Annotated in this window: 21 protein-coding genes; 19 read left to right on the top strand and 2 right to left on the bottom strand. The window is 30.1% G+C overall.

Translation table 11 applies throughout. The features are described 5' to 3' along the window. Positions 1–8: 8 nt before the first annotated feature. A complete protein-coding gene (locus SAMSHR1132_RS07540; RefSeq protein ID WP_000533249.1) occupies positions 9–1,241 on the top strand; it encodes an NRAMP family divalent metal transporter in 1,233 nt (410 codons plus the stop codon). A 287-nt stretch (positions 1,242–1,528) separates the two neighbouring features. Further along, positions 1,529–2,749, top strand: a complete 1,221-nt coding sequence (locus SAMSHR1132_RS07535) for a Fic family protein (RefSeq protein WP_000010066.1) — start codon at positions 1,529–1,531, stop codon at positions 2,747–2,749. A 348-nt stretch (positions 2,750–3,097) separates the two neighbouring features. Here SAMSHR1132_RS07535 and SAMSHR1132_RS07530 read toward each other — a convergent pair whose 3' ends face one another. Continuing rightward, on the bottom strand, positions 3,098–3,367 hold the full coding sequence (locus tag SAMSHR1132_RS07530; RefSeq protein WP_000068427.1) for a hypothetical protein: 270 nt from the start codon (positions 3,365–3,367) through the stop codon (positions 3,098–3,100). A 309-nt stretch (positions 3,368–3,676) separates the two neighbouring features. Between SAMSHR1132_RS07530 and mtnN the strand changes: the two genes are divergently transcribed. The 13 genes from mtnN to holA all read left to right on the top strand — a co-directional run bounded on the left by mtnN (position 3,677) and on the right by holA (position 13,890). Beyond that, positions 3,677–4,363: a 5'-methylthioadenosine/S-adenosylhomocysteine nucleosidase gene (gene mtnN / locus SAMSHR1132_RS07525; protein ID WP_000579263.1), complete on the top strand. Its 687-nt coding sequence runs from the start codon at positions 3,677–3,679 to the stop codon at positions 4,361–4,363. A gap of 19 nt (positions 4,364–4,382) precedes the next feature. After that, positions 4,383–4,910 (top strand): YqeG family HAD IIIA-type phosphatase, encoded by a 528-nt coding sequence (locus SAMSHR1132_RS07520; RefSeq protein ID WP_000524904.1) that lies wholly within the window; start codon positions 4,383–4,385, stop codon positions 4,908–4,910. Continuing rightward, positions 4,911–6,011: a ribosome biogenesis GTPase YqeH gene (gene yqeH / locus SAMSHR1132_RS07515; protein WP_001280131.1), complete on the top strand. Its 1,101-nt coding sequence runs from the start codon at positions 4,911–4,913 to the stop codon at positions 6,009–6,011. Positions 6,012–6,023: 12 nt separating this feature from the next. Continuing rightward, positions 6,024–6,830: a shikimate dehydrogenase gene (gene aroE, locus SAMSHR1132_RS07510; protein WP_000666768.1), complete on the top strand. Its 807-nt coding sequence runs from the start codon at positions 6,024–6,026 to the stop codon at positions 6,828–6,830. A gap of 4 nt (positions 6,831–6,834) precedes the next feature. Next, positions 6,835–7,125, top strand: coding sequence for a ribosome assembly RNA-binding protein YhbY (gene yhbY / locus SAMSHR1132_RS07505; RefSeq protein ID WP_000955238.1), 291 nt, complete (start codon positions 6,835–6,837; stop codon positions 7,123–7,125). A gap of 2 nt (positions 7,126–7,127) precedes the next feature. Beyond that, entirely contained in the window at positions 7,128–7,697 is a 570-nt protein-coding gene (locus tag SAMSHR1132_RS07500) for a nicotinate-nucleotide adenylyltransferase (protein ID WP_000725169.1), read from the top strand. Further along, positions 7,687–8,271: a bis(5'-nucleosyl)-tetraphosphatase (symmetrical) YqeK gene (yqeK, locus tag SAMSHR1132_RS07495; RefSeq protein WP_001019321.1), complete on the top strand. Its 585-nt coding sequence runs from the start codon at positions 7,687–7,689 to the stop codon at positions 8,269–8,271. Before SAMSHR1132_RS07500 ends, yqeK begins: the two co-directional genes overlap by 11 nt. Beyond that, positions 8,272–8,625, top strand: a complete 354-nt coding sequence (gene rsfS / locus SAMSHR1132_RS07490) for a ribosome silencing factor (protein WP_001088023.1) — start codon at positions 8,272–8,274, stop codon at positions 8,623–8,625. Positions 8,626–8,627: 2 nt separating this feature from the next. Then, on the top strand, positions 8,628–9,344 hold the full coding sequence (locus SAMSHR1132_RS07485) for a class I SAM-dependent DNA methyltransferase (protein WP_000084842.1): 717 nt from the start codon (positions 8,628–8,630) through the stop codon (positions 9,342–9,344). A gap of 39 nt (positions 9,345–9,383) precedes the next feature. Further along, positions 9,384–10,100, top strand: coding sequence for a ComEA family DNA-binding protein (locus tag SAMSHR1132_RS07480; RefSeq protein WP_096001314.1), 717 nt, complete (start codon positions 9,384–9,386; stop codon positions 10,098–10,100). 91 nt (positions 10,101–10,191) lie between these two features. Then, positions 10,192–10,653 carry a ComE operon protein 2 gene (locus SAMSHR1132_RS07475; protein ID WP_000439693.1) on the top strand — a complete coding sequence of 154 codons (462 nt, stop codon included), beginning with the start codon at positions 10,192–10,194 and terminating at the stop codon, positions 10,651–10,653. Between the two features lie 4 nt (positions 10,654–10,657). Continuing rightward, the gene (locus tag SAMSHR1132_RS07470) at positions 10,658–12,859 is read left to right on the top strand and encodes a DNA internalization-related competence protein ComEC/Rec2 (protein ID WP_042355915.1); all 2,202 of its coding nucleotides are present in this window, start codon (positions 10,658–10,660) and stop codon (positions 12,857–12,859) included. A 56-nt stretch (positions 12,860–12,915) separates the two neighbouring features. Beyond that, positions 12,916–13,890, top strand: a complete 975-nt coding sequence (gene holA, locus SAMSHR1132_RS07465) for a DNA polymerase III subunit delta (RefSeq protein ID WP_001282558.1) — start codon at positions 12,916–12,918, stop codon at positions 13,888–13,890. A 49-nt stretch (positions 13,891–13,939) separates the two neighbouring features. Here holA and rpsT read toward each other — a convergent pair whose 3' ends face one another. Beyond that, on the bottom strand, positions 13,940–14,191 hold the full coding sequence (rpsT, locus tag SAMSHR1132_RS07460; RefSeq protein WP_001274017.1) for a 30S ribosomal protein S20: 252 nt from the start codon (positions 14,189–14,191) through the stop codon (positions 13,940–13,942). Between the two features lie 345 nt (positions 14,192–14,536). Between rpsT and lepA the strand changes: the two genes are divergently transcribed. The 4 genes from lepA to grpE all read left to right on the top strand — a co-directional run bounded on the left by lepA (position 14,537) and on the right by grpE (position 19,427). Beyond that, the gene (gene lepA / locus SAMSHR1132_RS07455) at positions 14,537–16,360 is read left to right on the top strand and encodes a translation elongation factor 4 (RefSeq protein ID WP_000356945.1); all 1,824 of its coding nucleotides are present in this window, start codon (positions 14,537–14,539) and stop codon (positions 16,358–16,360) included. A gap of 204 nt (positions 16,361–16,564) precedes the next feature. After that, positions 16,565–17,689, top strand: a complete 1,125-nt coding sequence (hemW, locus tag SAMSHR1132_RS07450; RefSeq protein ID WP_000216825.1) for a radical SAM family heme chaperone HemW — start codon at positions 16,565–16,567, stop codon at positions 17,687–17,689. A gap of 101 nt (positions 17,690–17,790) precedes the next feature. Further along, on the top strand, positions 17,791–18,768 hold the full coding sequence (gene hrcA / locus SAMSHR1132_RS07445; protein ID WP_000627139.1) for a heat-inducible transcriptional repressor HrcA: 978 nt from the start codon (positions 17,791–17,793) through the stop codon (positions 18,766–18,768). Positions 18,769–18,800: 32 nt separating this feature from the next. Further along, positions 18,801–19,427, top strand: a complete 627-nt coding sequence (gene grpE / locus SAMSHR1132_RS07440) for a nucleotide exchange factor GrpE (protein ID WP_000182213.1) — start codon at positions 18,801–18,803, stop codon at positions 19,425–19,427. The last annotated feature ends 63 nt before the right edge of the window (positions 19,428–19,490 follow it).

Below are 19,490 nucleotides of genomic sequence, written 5' to 3'. Positions count from 1 at the left end.
GCTAAAACATGGGGAGAAATTTAAAAAATAAACAGCATGGAAGTGACTTTGAATTTACTAAAAATCATAAAAGGTTATTATTAGGTTCCGTATTCTTAATGGCAACTTCTGCTATTGGACCGGCATTTTTAACACAAACTGCTGTGTTTACATCGCAATTTTTTGCTAGTTTTGCATTTGCAATTTTATTATCAATCATTATTGATATAGGTGCGCAAATCAATATTTGGCGTATTTTAGTAGTGACTGGCTTAAGGGGACAAGAAATTTCAAATAAAGTTATTCCAGGATTAGGTACTGTAATTTCGATTTTAATTGCATTTGGTGGTCTTGCATTTAATATTGGAAATATAGCAGGTGCGGGTTTAGGTTTAAATGCCATTTTTGGATTAGATGTAAAATGGGGCGCAGCAATTACTGCAATATTTGCCATATTAATCTTTGTAAGTAAAAGTGGACAAAAAATTATGGACATTGTTTCTATGATTCTCGGTATTGTGATGATATTAGTTGTCGCTTATGTAATGTTTGTTTCTAATCCGCCTTATGGGGATGCTTTTGTGCATACCTTTGCGCCAGAGCATCCAATGAAATTAGTATTGCCAATTATTACTCTAGTTGGTGGAACTGTAGGTGGTTACATTACGTTTGCAGGTGCACATCGTATTTTAGATTCGGGCATTAAAGGTAAGCAATATTTACCTTTTGTAAATCAATCAGCAATTGCTGGTATTTTGACAACTGGTATTATGAGAACATTATTATTCTTAGCAGTTTTAGGAGTTGTAGTAACAGGTGTTACACTAAGTTCTGACAATCCACCTGCATCTGTATTTGAACATGCTATTGGACCAATTGGTAAAAATATTTTTGGTATTGTATTGTTTGCTGCAGCTATGTCATCCGTGATTGGCTCTGCATATACTAGTGCGACATTTTTAAAAACACTTCATAAATCATTTAACGAAAAGAGTAATTTGATTGTAATTGTATTTATCGTAATTTCAACTTTGATTTTCTTATTCATTGGAAAACCAATCAGTTTATTAATTATTGCAGGAGCGATCAATGGTTGGATATTGCCTATTACGTTAGGTGCGATATTAATCGCTAGTAAAAAGAAATCAATTGTCGGTGATTACAAACATCCGAACTGGATGTTTATCTTTGGTATCGTAGCGGTACTTGTTACGATATTGACAGGTATCTTTTCATTTAAAGAAGTGCTCCAGTTGTTTTAAAATGACTTATTGTTTTAGGGTGTAACTTTACAAGAAGTTAATTTTAAAGATTAAGCTATATTTTGATTTTTAGAATTTTATTTTAATACTTCACAAGAGAAATGATAGTGAGTGGCACATGTTTCGTGTGCTGCTTTTTTGTTGTGTGGAAATAAAATATTCGTGTTAATTAGGAAGCTTTCTGTTTATATAGTTTTTAGAGTATAAGCATGATAAAATTTATCAAATATATTGAAAATTGATTTTTATCTCAAAAAACACATTTTTACATAAGGAGGGTATTGAATATGAGCTTTAGAACTTTAAAAAGTATTTTTCATGAATACAATGAAAGCAAAATGAAAGATGAGTATAAAAGAAGATTTAATTCCTTAGCCTCATTCAATACTAATATCAATATCACGCCTATGGTAAATGGAAAAAAGGTAGTAGATAAAAAATATCCATTGTTTTTCATGGTTACTAAAAATTTATCTAAAAAGCAAGAATTAATTTCGTTAAACAGTAGAAGAATCGATAGTGCACTAAATTCTGTACCGCATGCAGTTAGAGAACAATATTTTAATGATTTATTAATTGATGAATTACAAAGTACTAATGAAATTGAAAATGTATTTAGTACAAAAAAAGAAATTGCACATGCACTAAATAATAAATCATCAGAATTTTTAAAGTTTAGAGGACTAGTAGACCAATATAAAGAAATAGAACATAGTCAGAAAATAAGAGTTGATAGTGTTAAAGATATTAGAGAAATTTATGATAAATTAGTTTCTAGAGAAATTAATGAACAAGATAAGTTAGATGGGAATTTATTCCGTAAAAATTTTGTAGGTGTGCACGATGCATCGACGAATAAGTATATGCATGTAGGCTTAGAACCAGAAACCAAAATTATTGAATATATCGGTGAAATGCTGACGTTTTTAAAATATTTTGATGCACCTCAACCGTTTAAAATTATGGCTAGTCATTATCTGTTTGAATACATTCATCCGTTTTATGATGGTAATGGTAGAGTTGGAAGATTTATAATAGCAAAACTTTTAAGTGACTATTACGATAATTATACTGCATTGACATTTTCGTATGTAATTAATAGAAATAAATCAAAATATTATAAAGCATTTATAAATGCTTCAAATCACTTGAATTGTGGTGATTTGACAGGCTTTATAGAAATTATGCTTGATTTATTAATTGTGGGACAAGATAGGATACTCGATGATCTAGTACCTAAAATGAATGCAACTGAAAAATTAACACGCTGTTTATCAAATCATTATAAAAAGGTTGACTATGAATGTTTATATCTCTTATCAATGGATAAATTATTTGGTAATAAAAGGAATAGATTATCTTTAATCGATATAGAAAACATATTGGGTGTTAGTAGAGTTAAAATTAATAACACAATAAAAAAATACAATCAGTATTTAGTTAAAATTAAAAGTAGACCAGCAATTTATGAAATTAGTGATGAATTTTTAAATATGATTATTAAATAAGTTTTATTGTGCTTTAGCTATACTAGTTAAGTTGTTTGTAAGATTACGTAATTACTTCATAGAAAAAATAAATTCGTTGAGAGTGGCACATGTTTCGTGTGCTGCTTTTTTGTTTGGTAAAAAATCGCAAGTTAATTCTATAATTGTTAAATTAACTTTGTTCTCGACAAATATATTAAATTAGAATTTTTCTGTGATATAGGTTCTTGATTATAATTAGTGTAATTACATAAATATGTATCGTTTGTTTGATAGACCAAAATTAAAGACCAGATGATTTTAACAACTGGTCAGATGTAGAAATTAACGATATAGTTATGATTATTTTTGTAACAATGATTCACATTTCTATAGTAAAAAGAAGATAAAGACAATGATAATAAATGCATCGAATATAATTTTCTTGATGTTTTTATCAACAACATCAGGTAAGGACATAAGTATAAATCCTAAAATCAAAGTATATCGACATATATTCATCACCTGTGTTAAAAATTGAACGTCAAAAGTGAATTTTAAAAAAATACTAACAAATAAAATAATAAATGAAGCAATTGCGATAAAACTGCCCCAAGTGGCTATCTTTGTTACATAGTTGTTTTGATTATTTTGTGCCATTATATATCCCTCATATTTTCATCATGATTTATCTAAACATATCATTTTCATTCTGATTAATAAAGTGATCTTTGTTTTATAAATTATCTTATTTCTCGTCTTGAAAAATGAATGCAATGAATAAATTATTACCTCTAAGATAATCTCCAGTTTAGATTTCCGTTAGTAGTTTGTTTGTAGAAAGTTAAATTAACCTAAAATATGCAAAATATTAGCACTATGATGAAAATCATTATACTTGTCGTTGTAGTGATTAAAATGTGATAAAATAACAAATGCTAGGATTTTATAAATGAGGTGAATCAGATAATGATTGGTATAATTGGTGCCATGGAAGAAGAAGTTACAATTTTAAAAAATAAATTAACACAATTAAGTGAGATTTCAATTGCACATGTTAAATTTTATACTGGCATTTTACAAGAAAGAGAAGTAGTGATTACCCAAAGTGGAATTGGAAAGGTGAACGCTGCAATTTCTACAACATTATTAATTAATAAATTCAAACCTGATATTATTATTAACACTGGATCGGCAGGTGCACTAGACGAAAGTCTGAAAGTTGGTGACGTGCTTATAAGTGATGATTTAAAATATCATGATGCAGATGCAACAGCATTTGGATATGAATTTGGTCAAATACCACAGATGCCAGCTACTTTTGAATCAAGTAAAGGCTTAATAGAAAAAGTATCACAAGTAATTGATCAACAGCAATTAGCAGCTAAAGTAGGCTTGATAGTGAGTGGAGATAGCTTTATTGGTAGTGTAGAACAACGTCAGAAAATTAAAGAAGTATTTCCAAATGCTATGGCGGTTGAAATGGAAGCTACAGCAATTGCACAAACATGTTATCAGTTCAAAGTACCATTTGTTGTTGTGAGAGCTGTTTCTGACTTGGCAAATGGAGAAGCTGAAATTAGTTTTGAAGCATTTTTAGAAAAAGCAGCAGTATCATCTAGTCAAACAGTTGAAGCATTAGTTTCTCAATTATAAAAAGGTAAAGGTGAGTTAAATGGGTTTAGTTCGCAAGTTTTTTATGCCTAATTCATATGTTCAGTCAATATTTCAAATTGATTTAGATAAGTTAGTCGACAAAGGCGTGAAAGGTATCATAACAGATTTGGATAATACATTAGTAGGTTGGGATGTAAAAGAACCTACAGAACGTGTTAAAGCTTGGTTTAAAGAAGCTAATGAAAAAGGCATCACAGTCACAATTGTGTCTAATAACAACGAAACACGTGTTGCGAGTTTTAGTCAGCACTTAGATATAGATTTTATATTTAAAGCAAGAAAACCAATGGGTAAAGCATTTGACAAAGCAATGACTAAAATGAACATTAAGCCAGATGAAACAGTTGTCATTGGTGACCAAATGCTTACAGATGTATTTGGTGGGAATCGTCGAGGTTTATATACAATTATGGTAGTTCCAGTAAAGAGAACAGATGGATTTATTACTAAGTTTAATAGATTGATTGAAAGACGATTATTGCGTCATTTTAGTAAAAAAGGTTATATCACATGGGAGGAAAATTGATTGTCAGATATTTTAAAATGTATCGGTTGTGGTGCACCACTTCAATCTGAAGATAAAAATAAACCTGGTTTTGTACCAGAACATAATCTGTTCCGAGATGACGTGATTTGTAGACGTTGTTTCCGACTGAAAAATTATAATGAAGTTCAGGACGTAGGGTTAGAAAGCGAAGACTTTTTAAAATTATTATCAGGTCTTGCAGATAAAAAAGGTATTGTCGTTAATGTTGTCGATGTGTTTGACTTTGAAGGATCTTTTATCAATGCAGTTAAACGTATTGTCGGAAATAAAAAGATTATTTTAGCGGCAAATAAATTGGATTTATTACCGAAGCAAATTAATAAGCGTCGAGTTAAAGAATGGTTAAAACGAACTGCTAGAAAATATGGATTAGAAGCAGATGATGTCGTGTTAATTTCAGCAGAAAAAGGCTGGGGTATCGATGATTTATTAAGCTCAATTGCAAAAGTAAGAGAAAATGAAGACGTGTATATTGTAGGAACTACAAATGTTGGTAAATCAACACTAATCAATAAATTAATTGAAGCAAGTGTCGGAGAGAAAGATGTTGTAACAACATCAAGATTCCCAGGCACAACTTTGGATATGATTGATATTCCTCTAGATGAAACTTCATTTATGTTCGATACACCAGGTATTATTCAAGACCATCAAATGACTCATTTAGTGAGTGAAAAAGAATTAAAAATTATAATGCCTAAAAAAGAAATCAAACAACGTGTTTATCAATTAAATGAAGAACAAACATTGTTCTTTGGCGGATTAGCGCGAATTGATTATGTATCAGGTGGCAAGCGCCCATTAATTTGCTTCTTTTCAAATGAATTGAATATACATCGAACTAAAACAGAAAAAGCTAACGAATTATGGCGTAATCAATTAGGTGAGTTATTAACGCCACCTAGTAATCCTCAAAACTTTGATCTTAATGAGGTGAAAGCTGTTAGACTTGAAACTGGTAAAGAAAAACGAGATGTAATGATTTCTGGGCTTGGTTTTATAACTATTGGACCAGGAGCAAAAGTGATTGTACGTGTTCCTAAAAATGTTGATGTTATATTAAGAAATTCTATTTTGTAAGGTGATTTAAAAATGAAATTTGCAGTTATCGGTAGTCCAATTGAGCATTCTTTATCACCGTCGATGCATAGTGCAAACTTTAAGTCTTTAGGGTTAGACTATACTTATGACGCTTTAAATATTCCAGTTGAGGATTTTCATTTAATTAAAGAAATTATATCTGAAAAAAAATTAAATGGCTTTAATGTTACTATTCCGCATAAAGAACGTATCATGCCTTATTTAGACATCATTGATGAACAAGCAATTATTGCAGGTGCTGTAAATACCGTTTTGATAAAAGAAGGTAAGTGGATAGGGTATAATACAGATGGCATTGGTTATGTTAAAGGTTTATACCAAGTTTATCCAGATTTAGAGAATGCATATATATTAATTTTGGGGGCAGGTGGTGCAAGCAAAGGCATCACTTATGAATTATCTAAAATTGTAAAGCATAAATTGACAGTCGCGAATAGAACAATGTCTCGATTTGAATCTTGGAATTTAGATGTGAATCAAATTACGTTAAACGATGCTGAAATGTATTTAGATGAATTTGATATTGTGATAAATACTACTCCGGCAGGTATGGCAGAAAATAATGATAGTATTATCGAATTGAAGCATCTTTCTCAGAATGCTTTAGTGAGTGATATTGTTTATATACCTTATAAAACACCGATTTTATTAAAGGCAGAAGAAAAAGGAAACCCGATTTATAATGGATTAGATATGTTTATTTATCAAGGTGCTGAAAGTTTTAAAATATGGACAGGTAAAGAAGCTGATATTAACTGTATGAAATTAGCAGTATTAGAAAAATTAAAAGGAGAATAACACTATGCTTACAGGCAAACAAAAACGATATTTAAGAAGTTTAGCACATAATATTGATCCTATTTTTCAGATTGGAAAAGGCGGTATCAATGAAAATATGATTCAACAAATTGATGACACATTGGAAAATAGAGAACTAATTAAAGTTCATGTTTTGCAAAATAATTTTGATGATAAAAAAGAATTAGCGCAAACATTAAGTGAAGCTACACATAGTGAATTAGTGCAAGTAATTGGTTCAATGATTGTTATTTATAGAGAATCTAAAGAAAATAAAGAGATTGAATTACCATAACAATGAAAAAAATTGTACTTTACGGCGGGCAATTTAATCCAATTCATACTGCACATATGATAGTAGCTAGTGAAGTTTTTCATCAACTAAAGCCAGATGAATTTTATTTTTTACCTAGTTTTATGTCACCGTTAAAACAACATCATGATTTTCTTGATGTGCATCATAGATTAACGATGATACAGTTAGTGATTGATGAACTTGGTTTTGGGAAAATATGCGATATAGAAATTGAACGAGGCGGTCAAAGCTATACTTATGACACGATAAAGACTTTTAAAGAGTTACACAAGGAAAGTAAGTTGTATTTTGTTATTGGAACGGATCAATATGACCAGTTGGAAAAATGGTATCAAATTGAAATCCTGAAAGATATGGTGACTTTTGTAGTTGTAAATAGAGACAAAAATGTTCAAAGTGTTGATAGCAATATGATTGCCGTTCAGATTCCGAGGGTAGATATAAGTTCTACAATGATAAGACAAAGAGTTAAAGCAAAACAATCCATCCAAGTTCTTGTTCCTAAATCCGTTGAAAATTATATTAAGGGGGAAGGATTATATGAACATTGAAAAAGCTAAACGGCTTGCCAAAGAAAAATTGCCCGAAAAACGCTTCAATCATTCTTTAAGAGTGGCAGAAACAGCAGTAAAACTTGCTGAGATTTATGATGGAGATGCTAGCAAAGCAGAATTAGCAGGTGTTTTACATGATTTATGTAAGTATAATGACTTAGGAAAAATGTATCAAATTGTTAGACAATATGAATTAGGCAATGATTTACTAAGTTACGGTAGTGAAATTTTGCATGGCCCGGTATGTGCAGCAATTATGGAGCATGAATATGGTATTCACGATGAGGAAGTTTTAATGGCGATTAAGTATCATACTACAGGTCGTCAGCAAATGACAAAAACTGAAAAATTGATTTTTATTGCGGATTATATCGAACCTGGAAGAACAATACCAGGAGTTGAGGATATCCGGGATATGGCATACAATCAAGGTAGTTTAGATAAAACAATTTATGAAATTTCTAAACGAACAGTATTATTTTTAATTCAAAAAGACATTACAGTATATAATAAGACAATTGATTGTTTGAATTATTACAATTATAGCGACGAAAGAATAAAGGATGATTAAATGAATTCACAAGAATTATTAACAATTGCAGTGAATGCAGTTGACAATAAAAAAGGCGAAGATATCATTTCATTAGAGATGAAAAACATTAGTGATATGACAGATTATTTTGTTGTAACCCATGGAAATAACGAACGCCAAGTTCAAGCAATTGCTCGAGCTGTTAAAGAAGCGGCCAACGAACAAAATGTTGATGTAAAACGTATGGAAGGTTACAATGAAGCACGCTGGATTTTAATTGATTTAGCGGATGTTGTAGTACATGTTTTCCATAAAGATGAAAGAAATTACTATAATATTGAAAAGTTATATCAAGATGCACCATTAGAATCTTATGGCCAGGTTGCGTACTAATTATGTCACAATATGCGGAAATGAGTTTAGTGTATGATCAATTAACACAAGATCAACCTTATGAAAAATGGTATGAACTTGTTGCAAATTATTGTGAGAATGGCTCGAATATTTTGGATATTGGTTGTGGAACAGGGAGCTTGACTGTTCGATTAGTAGATTTAGGTCAAGTGACTGGTATGGATTTAAGCGTAGATATGTTAACTGTTGCGTCTCAAAAATCAACAAATGTTAATTGGATAGAGGGCAACATGACTTCTTTTGATTTGCAGCAAACATTTGATGTTATCACAATTTTTTGTGACTCTCTAAACTATTTACAAGATGAGAATGCTGTCATTGAAACATTCAAAAATGTATATAATCATTTGAATGACTCAGGTGTATTTATGTTTGATGTACATACAGTACACAAGATGATGACATTGTTTAATAACCAAAGTTATATTGATGATAGAGACGGAATATTTTTAGCGTGGGATGCAATACAAGGTGACTTACCTTTAAGTGTTTATCACGAAATGTCATTTTTCATACAAAATGAAAATCAAACATATTCTAGATTTGACGAGTCACATTATCAAAGGACATTCGCAGAAACAACTTATTTAAAATGGTTGACCGAAATTGGATTTAATGACATCGAAACTTTTACAGACTTTGATGAAAATGAACATAATGAACATGCAGATAGATTATTTTTTATTGCCAAAAAATAAAAGTAAAACCACTTGCTCAGACGTGTAAAAAGTTGAGGAGTGGTTTTGTTGTATCAATTTTTATTACGCTATAAAGATTTTTTCAATCAATGGAAGTTATATATTATAAGTGCTGTTGTTTTAATTATGTTATTAATAGGTTTTATATTCTGGAGACAAGATGAACATACTGCAAGAGATTTTGAAAATAAAGATACTGCTCTGAAACAAAACACTAGTGAAAATAGTAGTTTGTCCAAATTAGAAGATGTCCAGGTCAAAGATGGAGATAATTCAAAAAATAAAGGTCCTGTATATATCGATGTAAAAGGTGCTGTTAAACATCCTAATGTTTACAAAATGACATCTAAGGATAGAGTAATTGATTTACTTGATAAAGCACAATTATTGGATGATGCAGATGTAAGTCAAATTAATTTGTCTGAAAAATTAACAGATCAAAAAATGATTTTTATACCGCATAAAGGACAAAAGAACGTTGAACCACAAATTGGAGTAAATAGTGTGCACGAAAAAAATGGGAACACAAAAAATGGGAACACAAATAATGGAAACACAAATAATACTAAAGTAAATCTAAATACGGCATCTGTATCTGAATTGATGTCTGTTCCTGGAGTAGGTCAAGCTAAAGCTAATGCAATTGTTGAATATCGCAACCAACAAGGTGCATTTCAAGAAATTGACGATTTGAAAAAAGTAAAAGGTTTTGGAAGTAAAACTTTTGATAAACTGAAATCTTATTTCACGACATAACGGATTATTTTAATTGCAAATTTTATTTTTTGTGATTAATCTTATATTATTAGAAAATGTTACTAAATTTTAAGTATGGAAGGTGAACATCTTGGAAAGAATCAAGTGGGAAGAATATTTTATGGCACAAAGTCATTTGCTAGCATTACGTTCAACTTGTCAAAGATTATCTGTAGGTGCAACGATTGTTAAGGATAATCGTATTATTGCTGGTGGTTATAATGGCTCTGTAGCTGGCGAGGTGCATTGTATAGATGAAGGATGTTTAATTGAAGATGGACATTGTATCAGAACGATACATGCAGAAATGAATGCTTTATTACAATGTGCAAAACAAGGTGTATCTACTGAAGGTGCTACAATCTACGTTACTCATTTTCCATGCCTAAATTGTACAAAGTCAATTATTCAAGCAGGCATAAAGCGTATCTACTATGCAGAAGATTATCATAACCATGAATATGCAACTAAATTACTCAAGCAATCTGGTATTGAATTTAAAAAAATTCCATTTTCACCAGAATATGTTGCTAAATACCTGACTAAAGGTTAATGTGTTGCTGTATGTCGCATTATCAATGATTGTAGGAGTACTTTGGAATTCTAGCAAAGTGCTCTCTACATTTCTTTTCATTTTACTTTTGTTTATTGCTTATCGTAAAAATAAAATAGTTTATGCTCCTATTTCTCTCTTTTTAATCATTTTTTCCTCATGGTATTTACATTATTCGCAACAAGCAGTATTTAATTATATCAATTATATTGAACGTAATCCTCAGTTTAATGAGCGTGCTCAAGTAATCCAAATTCAACGTCAAGATAGTGACACATATAAAGGTAGGTTGAGTTTAAAGAATGAAATATATCCTTTCTTTTTAACAGATAAAAAGAATTTTGATTTAAAGAAAATTGAAAGTCGTAATTGTATTGTTAAAGGACAATTCAAAGTTAATGACAACAAGTTTGTAACTCTTAAATTACAAAGTATAGTTGTACAAAGCTGTCTAAAATCGAACCAGTCTAATTTAATTGAGAAACATAAACAGTTTATAATGAATCGAATTTATGATTCGGGTATTAAGTTTCCAAATCGTATTATGGCATTGATTACTGGTGACGTAAAAGAAATTAATGAGCAATTTAAGGAACGTGTTAAAGAGATAGGTATATATCATTTGCTGGCAGTAAGTGGCTCGCATATAGCTGCAATTGTATTCTTAATTTACCAACCTTTAAAACGATTAAATTTTCCTTTATTTGTCATTAAAGGAATTACAATCATTGTATTAGCTTTGTTTGCTCAATACACAAATTATGCACCTAGTGCGGTAAGAGCTATAATAATGACAACACTAGTACTACTTATTACTAAGCAAATTAAAATAAAGGGTATTCAGCTATTAGCATTTACTTTTATAATTATGTTTATTTTGAATCCACTAGTTGTTTATGATATTGGATTTCAATTTTCATTCATCATTTCATTTTTTATTATGCTACTTTTTCCTTTTTTACAGCAATTGTCAAAGTTACAATCATTATTCATAATTACTTTTATTGCACAATTAGCTTCATTTATCGTTGCCATTCCTAACTTTCATCAACTTCAATGGGTGGGTTTTTTATCTAATTTGATTTTTGTACCGTACTATTCGATTATACTGTTTCCTCTATCAATTGTATTCTTTATTACAAGCCATTTTATTGTGGGCTTAACGCCGCTAAATTACTTTGTTGACCTAAGTTTCAATTTTCATGATTGGTTACTAGACCTATTCACTCGAATCAAGCAATCACACTTTTCTATTCCTAAGTTTAATGATTGGATATTTATATTGTTTATAATTTCTGTTTATTACATATTTTGGTTATTGGCTAAACGTAAATATAGATTGGTTACGTTTTGGACTATAATTATTATGACATTATTAATAACGTATCCAACAAATTCACATCACAAAATTACAATGTTAAATGTGGGGCAGGGAGACAGTATTTTATATGAAGGCGGTAAGAACCAAAATGTCTTGATTGATACAGGTGGAAAAGTGATTAATGATACTAAACAACCTAGTTTTTCAATTTCTAAATATCATATTTTACCAACGCTAAATGAAAGAGGGATAAACGAATTAGAGTATTTAATTTTAACACATCCACACAATGACCATATTGGTGAAGTAGAATATATTATTAGTCATATTAAAATTAAGCATATAGTGATATACAATAAAGGATATAGTAGTAAAACATTGTTGTTATTATCAAAATTAAGCCATAAGTATAACATTAAACTTATGGATGTAAGACAAGTTAGTAGTTTTAAACTTGGGGATAGTAGTTTTCAATTTTTTGATAGTTTTATTCCAAATAGCCGAGATAAAAATGAATATTCGATTATTACTATGATTACATATCAAAATAAAAAAGCTTTATTAATGGGTGATGCTAGTAAAAATAATGAATCTTTACTATTAAAGAAATATAATTTGCCAGAGATTGATATTTTAAAAGTAGGACATCATGGAAGTAAGACAAGTAGTTCTAAAGAATTTATAGAGGTGATTAGGCCTAAAATAAGTTTGATTTCTTCTGGGAAGAACAATATGTATCATCTACCTAACATAGAAGTTGTTAAACGATTGCAAGGTATTCGCAGTCGCATTTACAATAGTCAACAAAACGGTGAAGTTACAATAGACTTAGATGAAAATTTAAAAGTTGATTCAAACTCTTATGGAAATGCAAGTGGTTTATAGATACAGAAACATGATATAATCTATTGATGTGTTAAACGAATGAAAGGGTGTAATGAATGAGCGACAATATTGTAGCTATTTATGGAGATGTGCCTGAATTGGTTGAAAAACAAAGCGCAGAAATCATATCACAATTTTTGGAAAGTGATAGAGATGACTTTAACTTTGTGAAATATAATTTATACGAAACAGAGATTGCGCCAATTGTTGAAGAAACATTAACATTGCCTTTCTTTTCAGATAAAAAAGCAATTTTGGTTAAAAATGCATATATATTTACAGGTGAAAAATCGCCAAAAGATATGGCTCATAATGTAGATCAATTAATAGAATTTATTGAAAAATATGACGGTGAAAATTTGATAGTCTTTGAGATATATCAAAATAAACTTGATGAAAGAAAAAAGTTAACTAAAACTCTAAAAAAGAATGCAAGGCTTAAAAAAATAGAGCAAATGTCTGAAGAAGAAATAAAAAAATGGATCCAAAGTAAATTAAATGAGAATTTCAAAGATATCAAAAGAGATGCATTAGATTTATTTATTGAGTTGACAGGTATTAACTTTAATATTGTTTCTCAAGAATTAGAAAAGTTAATTTTGTTTTTAGGTGACAGACCAACAATTAATAAGCAAGATGTCAATCAAATTATTAACAGAAGTTTAGAGCAAAATGTATTTCTACTCACAGAATACATTCAGAAAAGGAAAAAGGAACAAGCAATTCATTTAGTAAAAGATTTAATAACTATGAAAGAAGAACCTATTAAATTACTTGCACTAATTACGAGCAATTACCGATTATTTTATCAATGTAAGATTTTGAGTCAAAAAGGATATAGTGGACAGCAAATTGCTAAAACAATAGGCGTACATCCATATAGAGTAAAATTAGCGTTAGGACAAGTGAGACATTATCAACTTGATGAATTATTGAATATTATAGATGCTTGTGCGGAAACTGATTATAAACTCAAGTCATCTTATATGGATAAACATTTAATCCTGGAATTATTTATTTTATCGCTATAACATAAAAAATAAAAGTTCAAGCATATGCTTGAACTTTTATTTAAAAAGATTATTTATTTGCAGTCATTAATTGTGATTTAATACGGTCAGCTTTGTTTGAATGTATTAAATTACTTTGAGCAGCTTTGTCAACTAACTTAACTGCTAAGCTTACTAATTCATTTTTATTATCAGCGTTATTTGAAACAGCTGTTTTTGCGTTTTTCACTGCTGTACGCATTGCACTCTTTTGTGAAATGTTGCGTGCTTCAGCTTTTTCAGTTGTTTTTACACGTTTAATTGCAGATTTGATATTTGCCATTTCTGTCACCTCCTAAAAGTGAGATCATCTTATCAAATTTTTATTTGATTACAACAAGAAATATTTTAACAAAAGTCTAACCTTTGTGCAATCATTTATTTGATGGGGTTAGCTTAAATTTTGTTTGGTTCGATAAATTGTGTTGGAAACACAATCAATACGTTTTATAATTATAAGTACGTAACTTTAATATTAACATATCGTAATTAGGTATATAAATAAAGATTGTTTTAAAATCATAGTTCATCGTTGATTATGGCGTTTGCATTTACCTTTTAAAAACGTTATTATATCAAAGATACGAATGATAATACGGGTTTATTTTATGAAAGTGAGAAGGATAAAATGGATAAAGAGCAACGCTTAAAAAGAAGAGAGAATATAAGGAATTTCTCAATAATAGCACATATTGATCACGGTAAATCTACATTAGCTGATAGAATATTGGAAAATACAAAGTCAGTTGAAACAAGAGATATGCAAGATCAGCTATTAGACTCTATGGATTTAGAAAGAGAACGTGGTATTACAATTAAATTAAATGCAGTTCGTCTAAAGTATGAGGCAAAAGATGGAGAAACTTATACATTTCATTTAATTGATACACCTGGGCATGTCGATTTTACATATGAAGTATCTCGTTCGTTAGCTGCTTGTGAAGGCGCTATCTTGGTGGTTGATGCTGCCCAAGGTATTGAAGCGCAAACTTTAGCAAACGTTTATTTAGCTTTAGATAATGAATTAGAGCTATTACCTGTTATTAATAAAATTGATTTACCTGCAGCCGAGCCAGAACGAGTTAAACAAGAAATTGAAGACATGATTGGTTTAGATCAAGATGATGTTGTTTTGGCAAGTGCTAAATCTAATATTGGTATTGAAGAAATACTTGAAAAAATAGTAGAAGTTGTTCCAGCACCAGATGGTGATCCAGAAGCACCGTTAAAAGCATTAATATTCGATTCTGAATATGATCCATACAGAGGTGTTATTTCTTCAATAAGAATTGTTGATGGTGTAGTAAAAGCTGGTGATAAAATTCGAATGATGGCAACAGGTAAAGAATTCGAAGTAACAGAAGTGGGTATCAATACGCCAAAACAGCTACCAGTTGACGAATTAACAGTTGGAGATGTAGGTTACATTATTGCAAGTATTAAAAATGTTGATGATTCAAGGGTTGGTGACACTATCACATTGGCAAGTAGACCTGCATCAGAACCTTTACAAGGTTATAAGAAAATGAACCCAATGGTATATTGTGGGTTATTCCCAATCGATAATAAAAACTATAATGACTTAAGAGAAGCGTTAGAAAAACTACAATTAAATGATGCTTCGTTAGAATTCGAACCTGAATCATCACAAGCTTTAGGGTTTGGTTATAGAACTGGATTTTTAGGTATGTTGCATATGGAGATTATTCAAGAACGTATCGAAAGAGAATTCGGTATTGAGTTAATTGCTACTGCCCCATCTGTAATTTATCAATGTATTTTAAGAGATGGTTCCGAAGTGACAGTGGATAATCCTGCACAAATGCCAGATCGTGATAAAATCGATAAAATATTTGAACCATACGTTCGTGCGACTATGATGGTTCCAAATGACTATGTCGGTGCTGTAATGGAATTATGTCAACGCAAACGTGGTCAATTTATTAATATGGATTATTTAGATGATATTCGTGTAAATATTGTTTATGAATTACCACTAGCAGAAGTAGTATTTGATTTCTTTGATCAACTTAAATCTAATACTAAAGGTTATGCATCATTTGACTATGAGTTTATCGAAAATAAAGAAAGTAATTTAGTTAAAATGGATATTTTATTAAATGGTGATAAAGTAGATGCATTAAGCTTTATAGTTCATAGAGATTTTGCATATGAACGTGGTAAAGCGTTAGTAGAAAAACTTAAAACATTAATTCCGAGACAACAATTTGAAGTGCCTGTTCAAGCGGCAATAGGACAAAAAATAGTTGCGCGTACGAACATTAAATCAATGGGTAAAAACGTGTTAGCTAAATGTTACGGTGGTGACATTAGCCGTAAACGTAAGTTGCTTGAAAAGCAAAAAGCTGGTAAAGCTAAAATGAAAGCGGTTGGTAATGTAGAGATTCCACAAGATGCTTTCTTAGCTGTATTGAAAATGGATGATGAGTAAAATATAACGAGCTCTTATTTTTAAAATTACCAAAGTTGAATAGTTAAATTGAGGGTCTGGGACATAAGTGTTTCAGACTCTAATCTTTGCATTTACTATGAAAAAGTACTAAAAAAATTACAATCGGAAGTTCAATATAAACGTTAGAAATTATTCAAGTAGATATAGCTGTAGGAATTTTAGAATGAAAAGTGGGGCGTGAATATGACAGTAAAGAGTGCATATATACATATTCCTTTCTGTGTAAGGATATGTACATATTGTGATTTTAATAAATATTTTATACAGAACCAACCAGTAGATGAATACTTAGATGCATTAATAAAGGAAATGTCTACAGCAACCTATAAAAATTTAAGAACGATGTACGTTGGTGGAGGCACACCAACAGCTTTGTCAATTGCGCAACTTGAAAGACTTTTAATAGCTATACAAAACACTTTTACTATTACAGGTGAATATACGTTTGAAGCAAATCCTGATGAATTAACAAAAGATAAAGTTCAATTATTAGAAAAATACGGTGTGAACAGAATCTCGATGGGTGTACAAACTTTCAAACCTGAATTACTTTCAATTCTTGGAAGAACACATAACAGTGAAGATATTTATAATTCTGTGTCAAATGCGAAAAATGCAGGTATTCAATCAATAAGTTTAGATTTAATGTACCATTTACCTAAACAATCAATTGAAGATTTTGAACAAAGTTTAAATCAAGCACTAGCGATGGATATCCAACATATATCTAGTTATGGATTGATACTAGAACCTAAAACGCAATTTTATAATATGTATAGAAAAGGACTTCTTAAACTGCCAAATGAAGATTTAGGTGCCGATATGTATCAATTATTGATGTCTAAAATTGAACAATCCTCATTTCATCAATATGAAATATCTAATTTTGCATTAGATAATCATGAATCGGAACATAATAAAGTTTATTGGTTAAATGAAGAATATTATGGGTTTGGTGCTGGTGCAAGTGGATATGTAGACGGTGTTCGTTATACTAACATTAATCCTGTAAATCATTATATCAAAGCAATTAATAAAGAAACTAAAGCAATTTTAGTGTCAAACAAACCTACTTTAACAGAACGTATGGAAGAAGAAATGTTTTTAGGATTACGTTTGAATGAAGGTGTCAATAGACAAAGGTTTAAAAATAAATTTGACCAATCAATTGAAAACGTCTTTGGTCAAACGATAGAAGACTTGAAAAATAGACAATTGTTAATAGAAAAAAGTGAATCAATTGCACTATCAGAACGTGGAAAAGTCATAGGTAATGAGGTTTTTGAAGCTTTTCTTATAAATGATTAAAAAAATTTGAAATTTCGAGCCTTTAACATTGACTTACTTTGACCAATTTGATAAATTATAATTAGCACTTGAGATAAGTGAGTGCTAATGAGGTGAAAAACATGATTACAGATAGGCAATTGAGTATTTTAAACGCAATTGTTGAGGATTATGTTGATTTTGGACAACCCGTTGGTTCTAAAACGCTAATTGAGCGACACAACTTAAATGTAAGTCCAGCTACAATTAGAAATGAGATGAAACAACTTGAAGATTTAAACTATATAGAAAAAACACATAGTTCTTCAGGGCGTTCACCGTCACAATTAGGTTTTAGATATTATGTCAATCGTTTACTTGAACAAACATCTCATCAAAAAACAAATAAATTAAGACGATTAAATCAATTGTTAATTGAGAATCAATATGATGTATCTTCTGCATTGAGTTATTTTGCAGATGAATTGTCAAATATATCTCAATATACAACTTTAGTTGTTCATCCAAATCATAAACAAGATATTATCAATAATGTGCATTTGATTCGTGCTAATCCTAATTTAGTAATTATGGTTATTGTGTTTTCGTCAGGTCATGTTGAACACGTACATCTTGCTTCAGACATACCTTTCAATAATGACAAATTAAATACAATTTCAAACTTTGTTACGAATAAATTAACAGAGTTTAATAGAAATCATCAAGATGAAATTGTGTCTTTTGTTCAATCAGAACAAGAAGAGGAATTTATCAATAAATTATTGAATACGATGAATAACCATATTTCAAATCAAAGTAATAGCATTTATATGGGTGGAAAGGTTAAACTAATTGATGCATTGAATGAATCAAATGTATCTTCAATTCAACCGATTTTACAATATATAGAATCAAATAGAATTGCAGAATTATTACAGGATATATCTTCACCAAGTATTAATGTAAAAATTGGAAATGAAATTGATGACAGCTTAAGTGATATATCAATTGTTACTAGTCAATATCATTTTGATGAAACGTTAAAAGGTCAAATTGCAGTAATTGGACCAACAGCTATGCATTATCAAAATGTCATTCAATTATTAAATAGAATTTGGTAATGATGGAGTAGAAAAGTATTGGAGGGCAGAAAATGACAAATAAAGACGAATCAGTTGAGAAAAACACTGAATCAACAGTTGAAGAAACTAACGTCAAGAAGAATAACGATGATTCAGTTGAACAAACTGAAGAAAGTAAAGGTCATTTACAAGATGAAGCAATAGAAGAAACGTCTGACGAGAATGTTATTGAAGAAATAGATCCGAAAGATCAAAAAATTGACGAACTTCAACAATTAGTAGATGAAAATGAAGAAAAATATTTAAGACTTTACGCAGAATTTGAAAATTACAAGCGTAGAATTCAAAAAGAGAATGAAATAAATAAAACATATCAATCACAACGCGTATTAACTGATATATTACCAGCAATTGATAATATTGAACGTGCACTTGAAATAGAAGGTGAAGATGAAACGTTTAAATCACTTCAAAAAGGTGTTCAAATGGTTCATGAAAGTTTAATTAACGCGTTAAAAGATAACGGTCTTGAAGTTATCAAAACTGAAGGTGAAGTGTTTGATCCAAACATTCATCAAGCTGTAGTTCAAGATAACAATCCAGATTTTAAATCTGGAGAGATTACTCAAGAACTTCAAAAAGGTTATAAACTTAAAGATAGAGTTTTAAGACCATCAATGGTTAAAGTAAACCAATAAATCATTATTGGCGAAACGACATTGCTATAAATTAATTAATTTAATGATTAAATGGAGGAATTT

Origin of the sequence: Staphylococcus argenteus (assembly GCF_000236925.1) — a bacterium.
Lineage (GTDB): Bacteria > Bacillota > Bacilli > Staphylococcales > Staphylococcaceae > Staphylococcus > Staphylococcus argenteus.
Note: the sequence above shows the minus strand (reverse complement) of the source record. Positions and strands in the feature narration are given on the sequence as shown.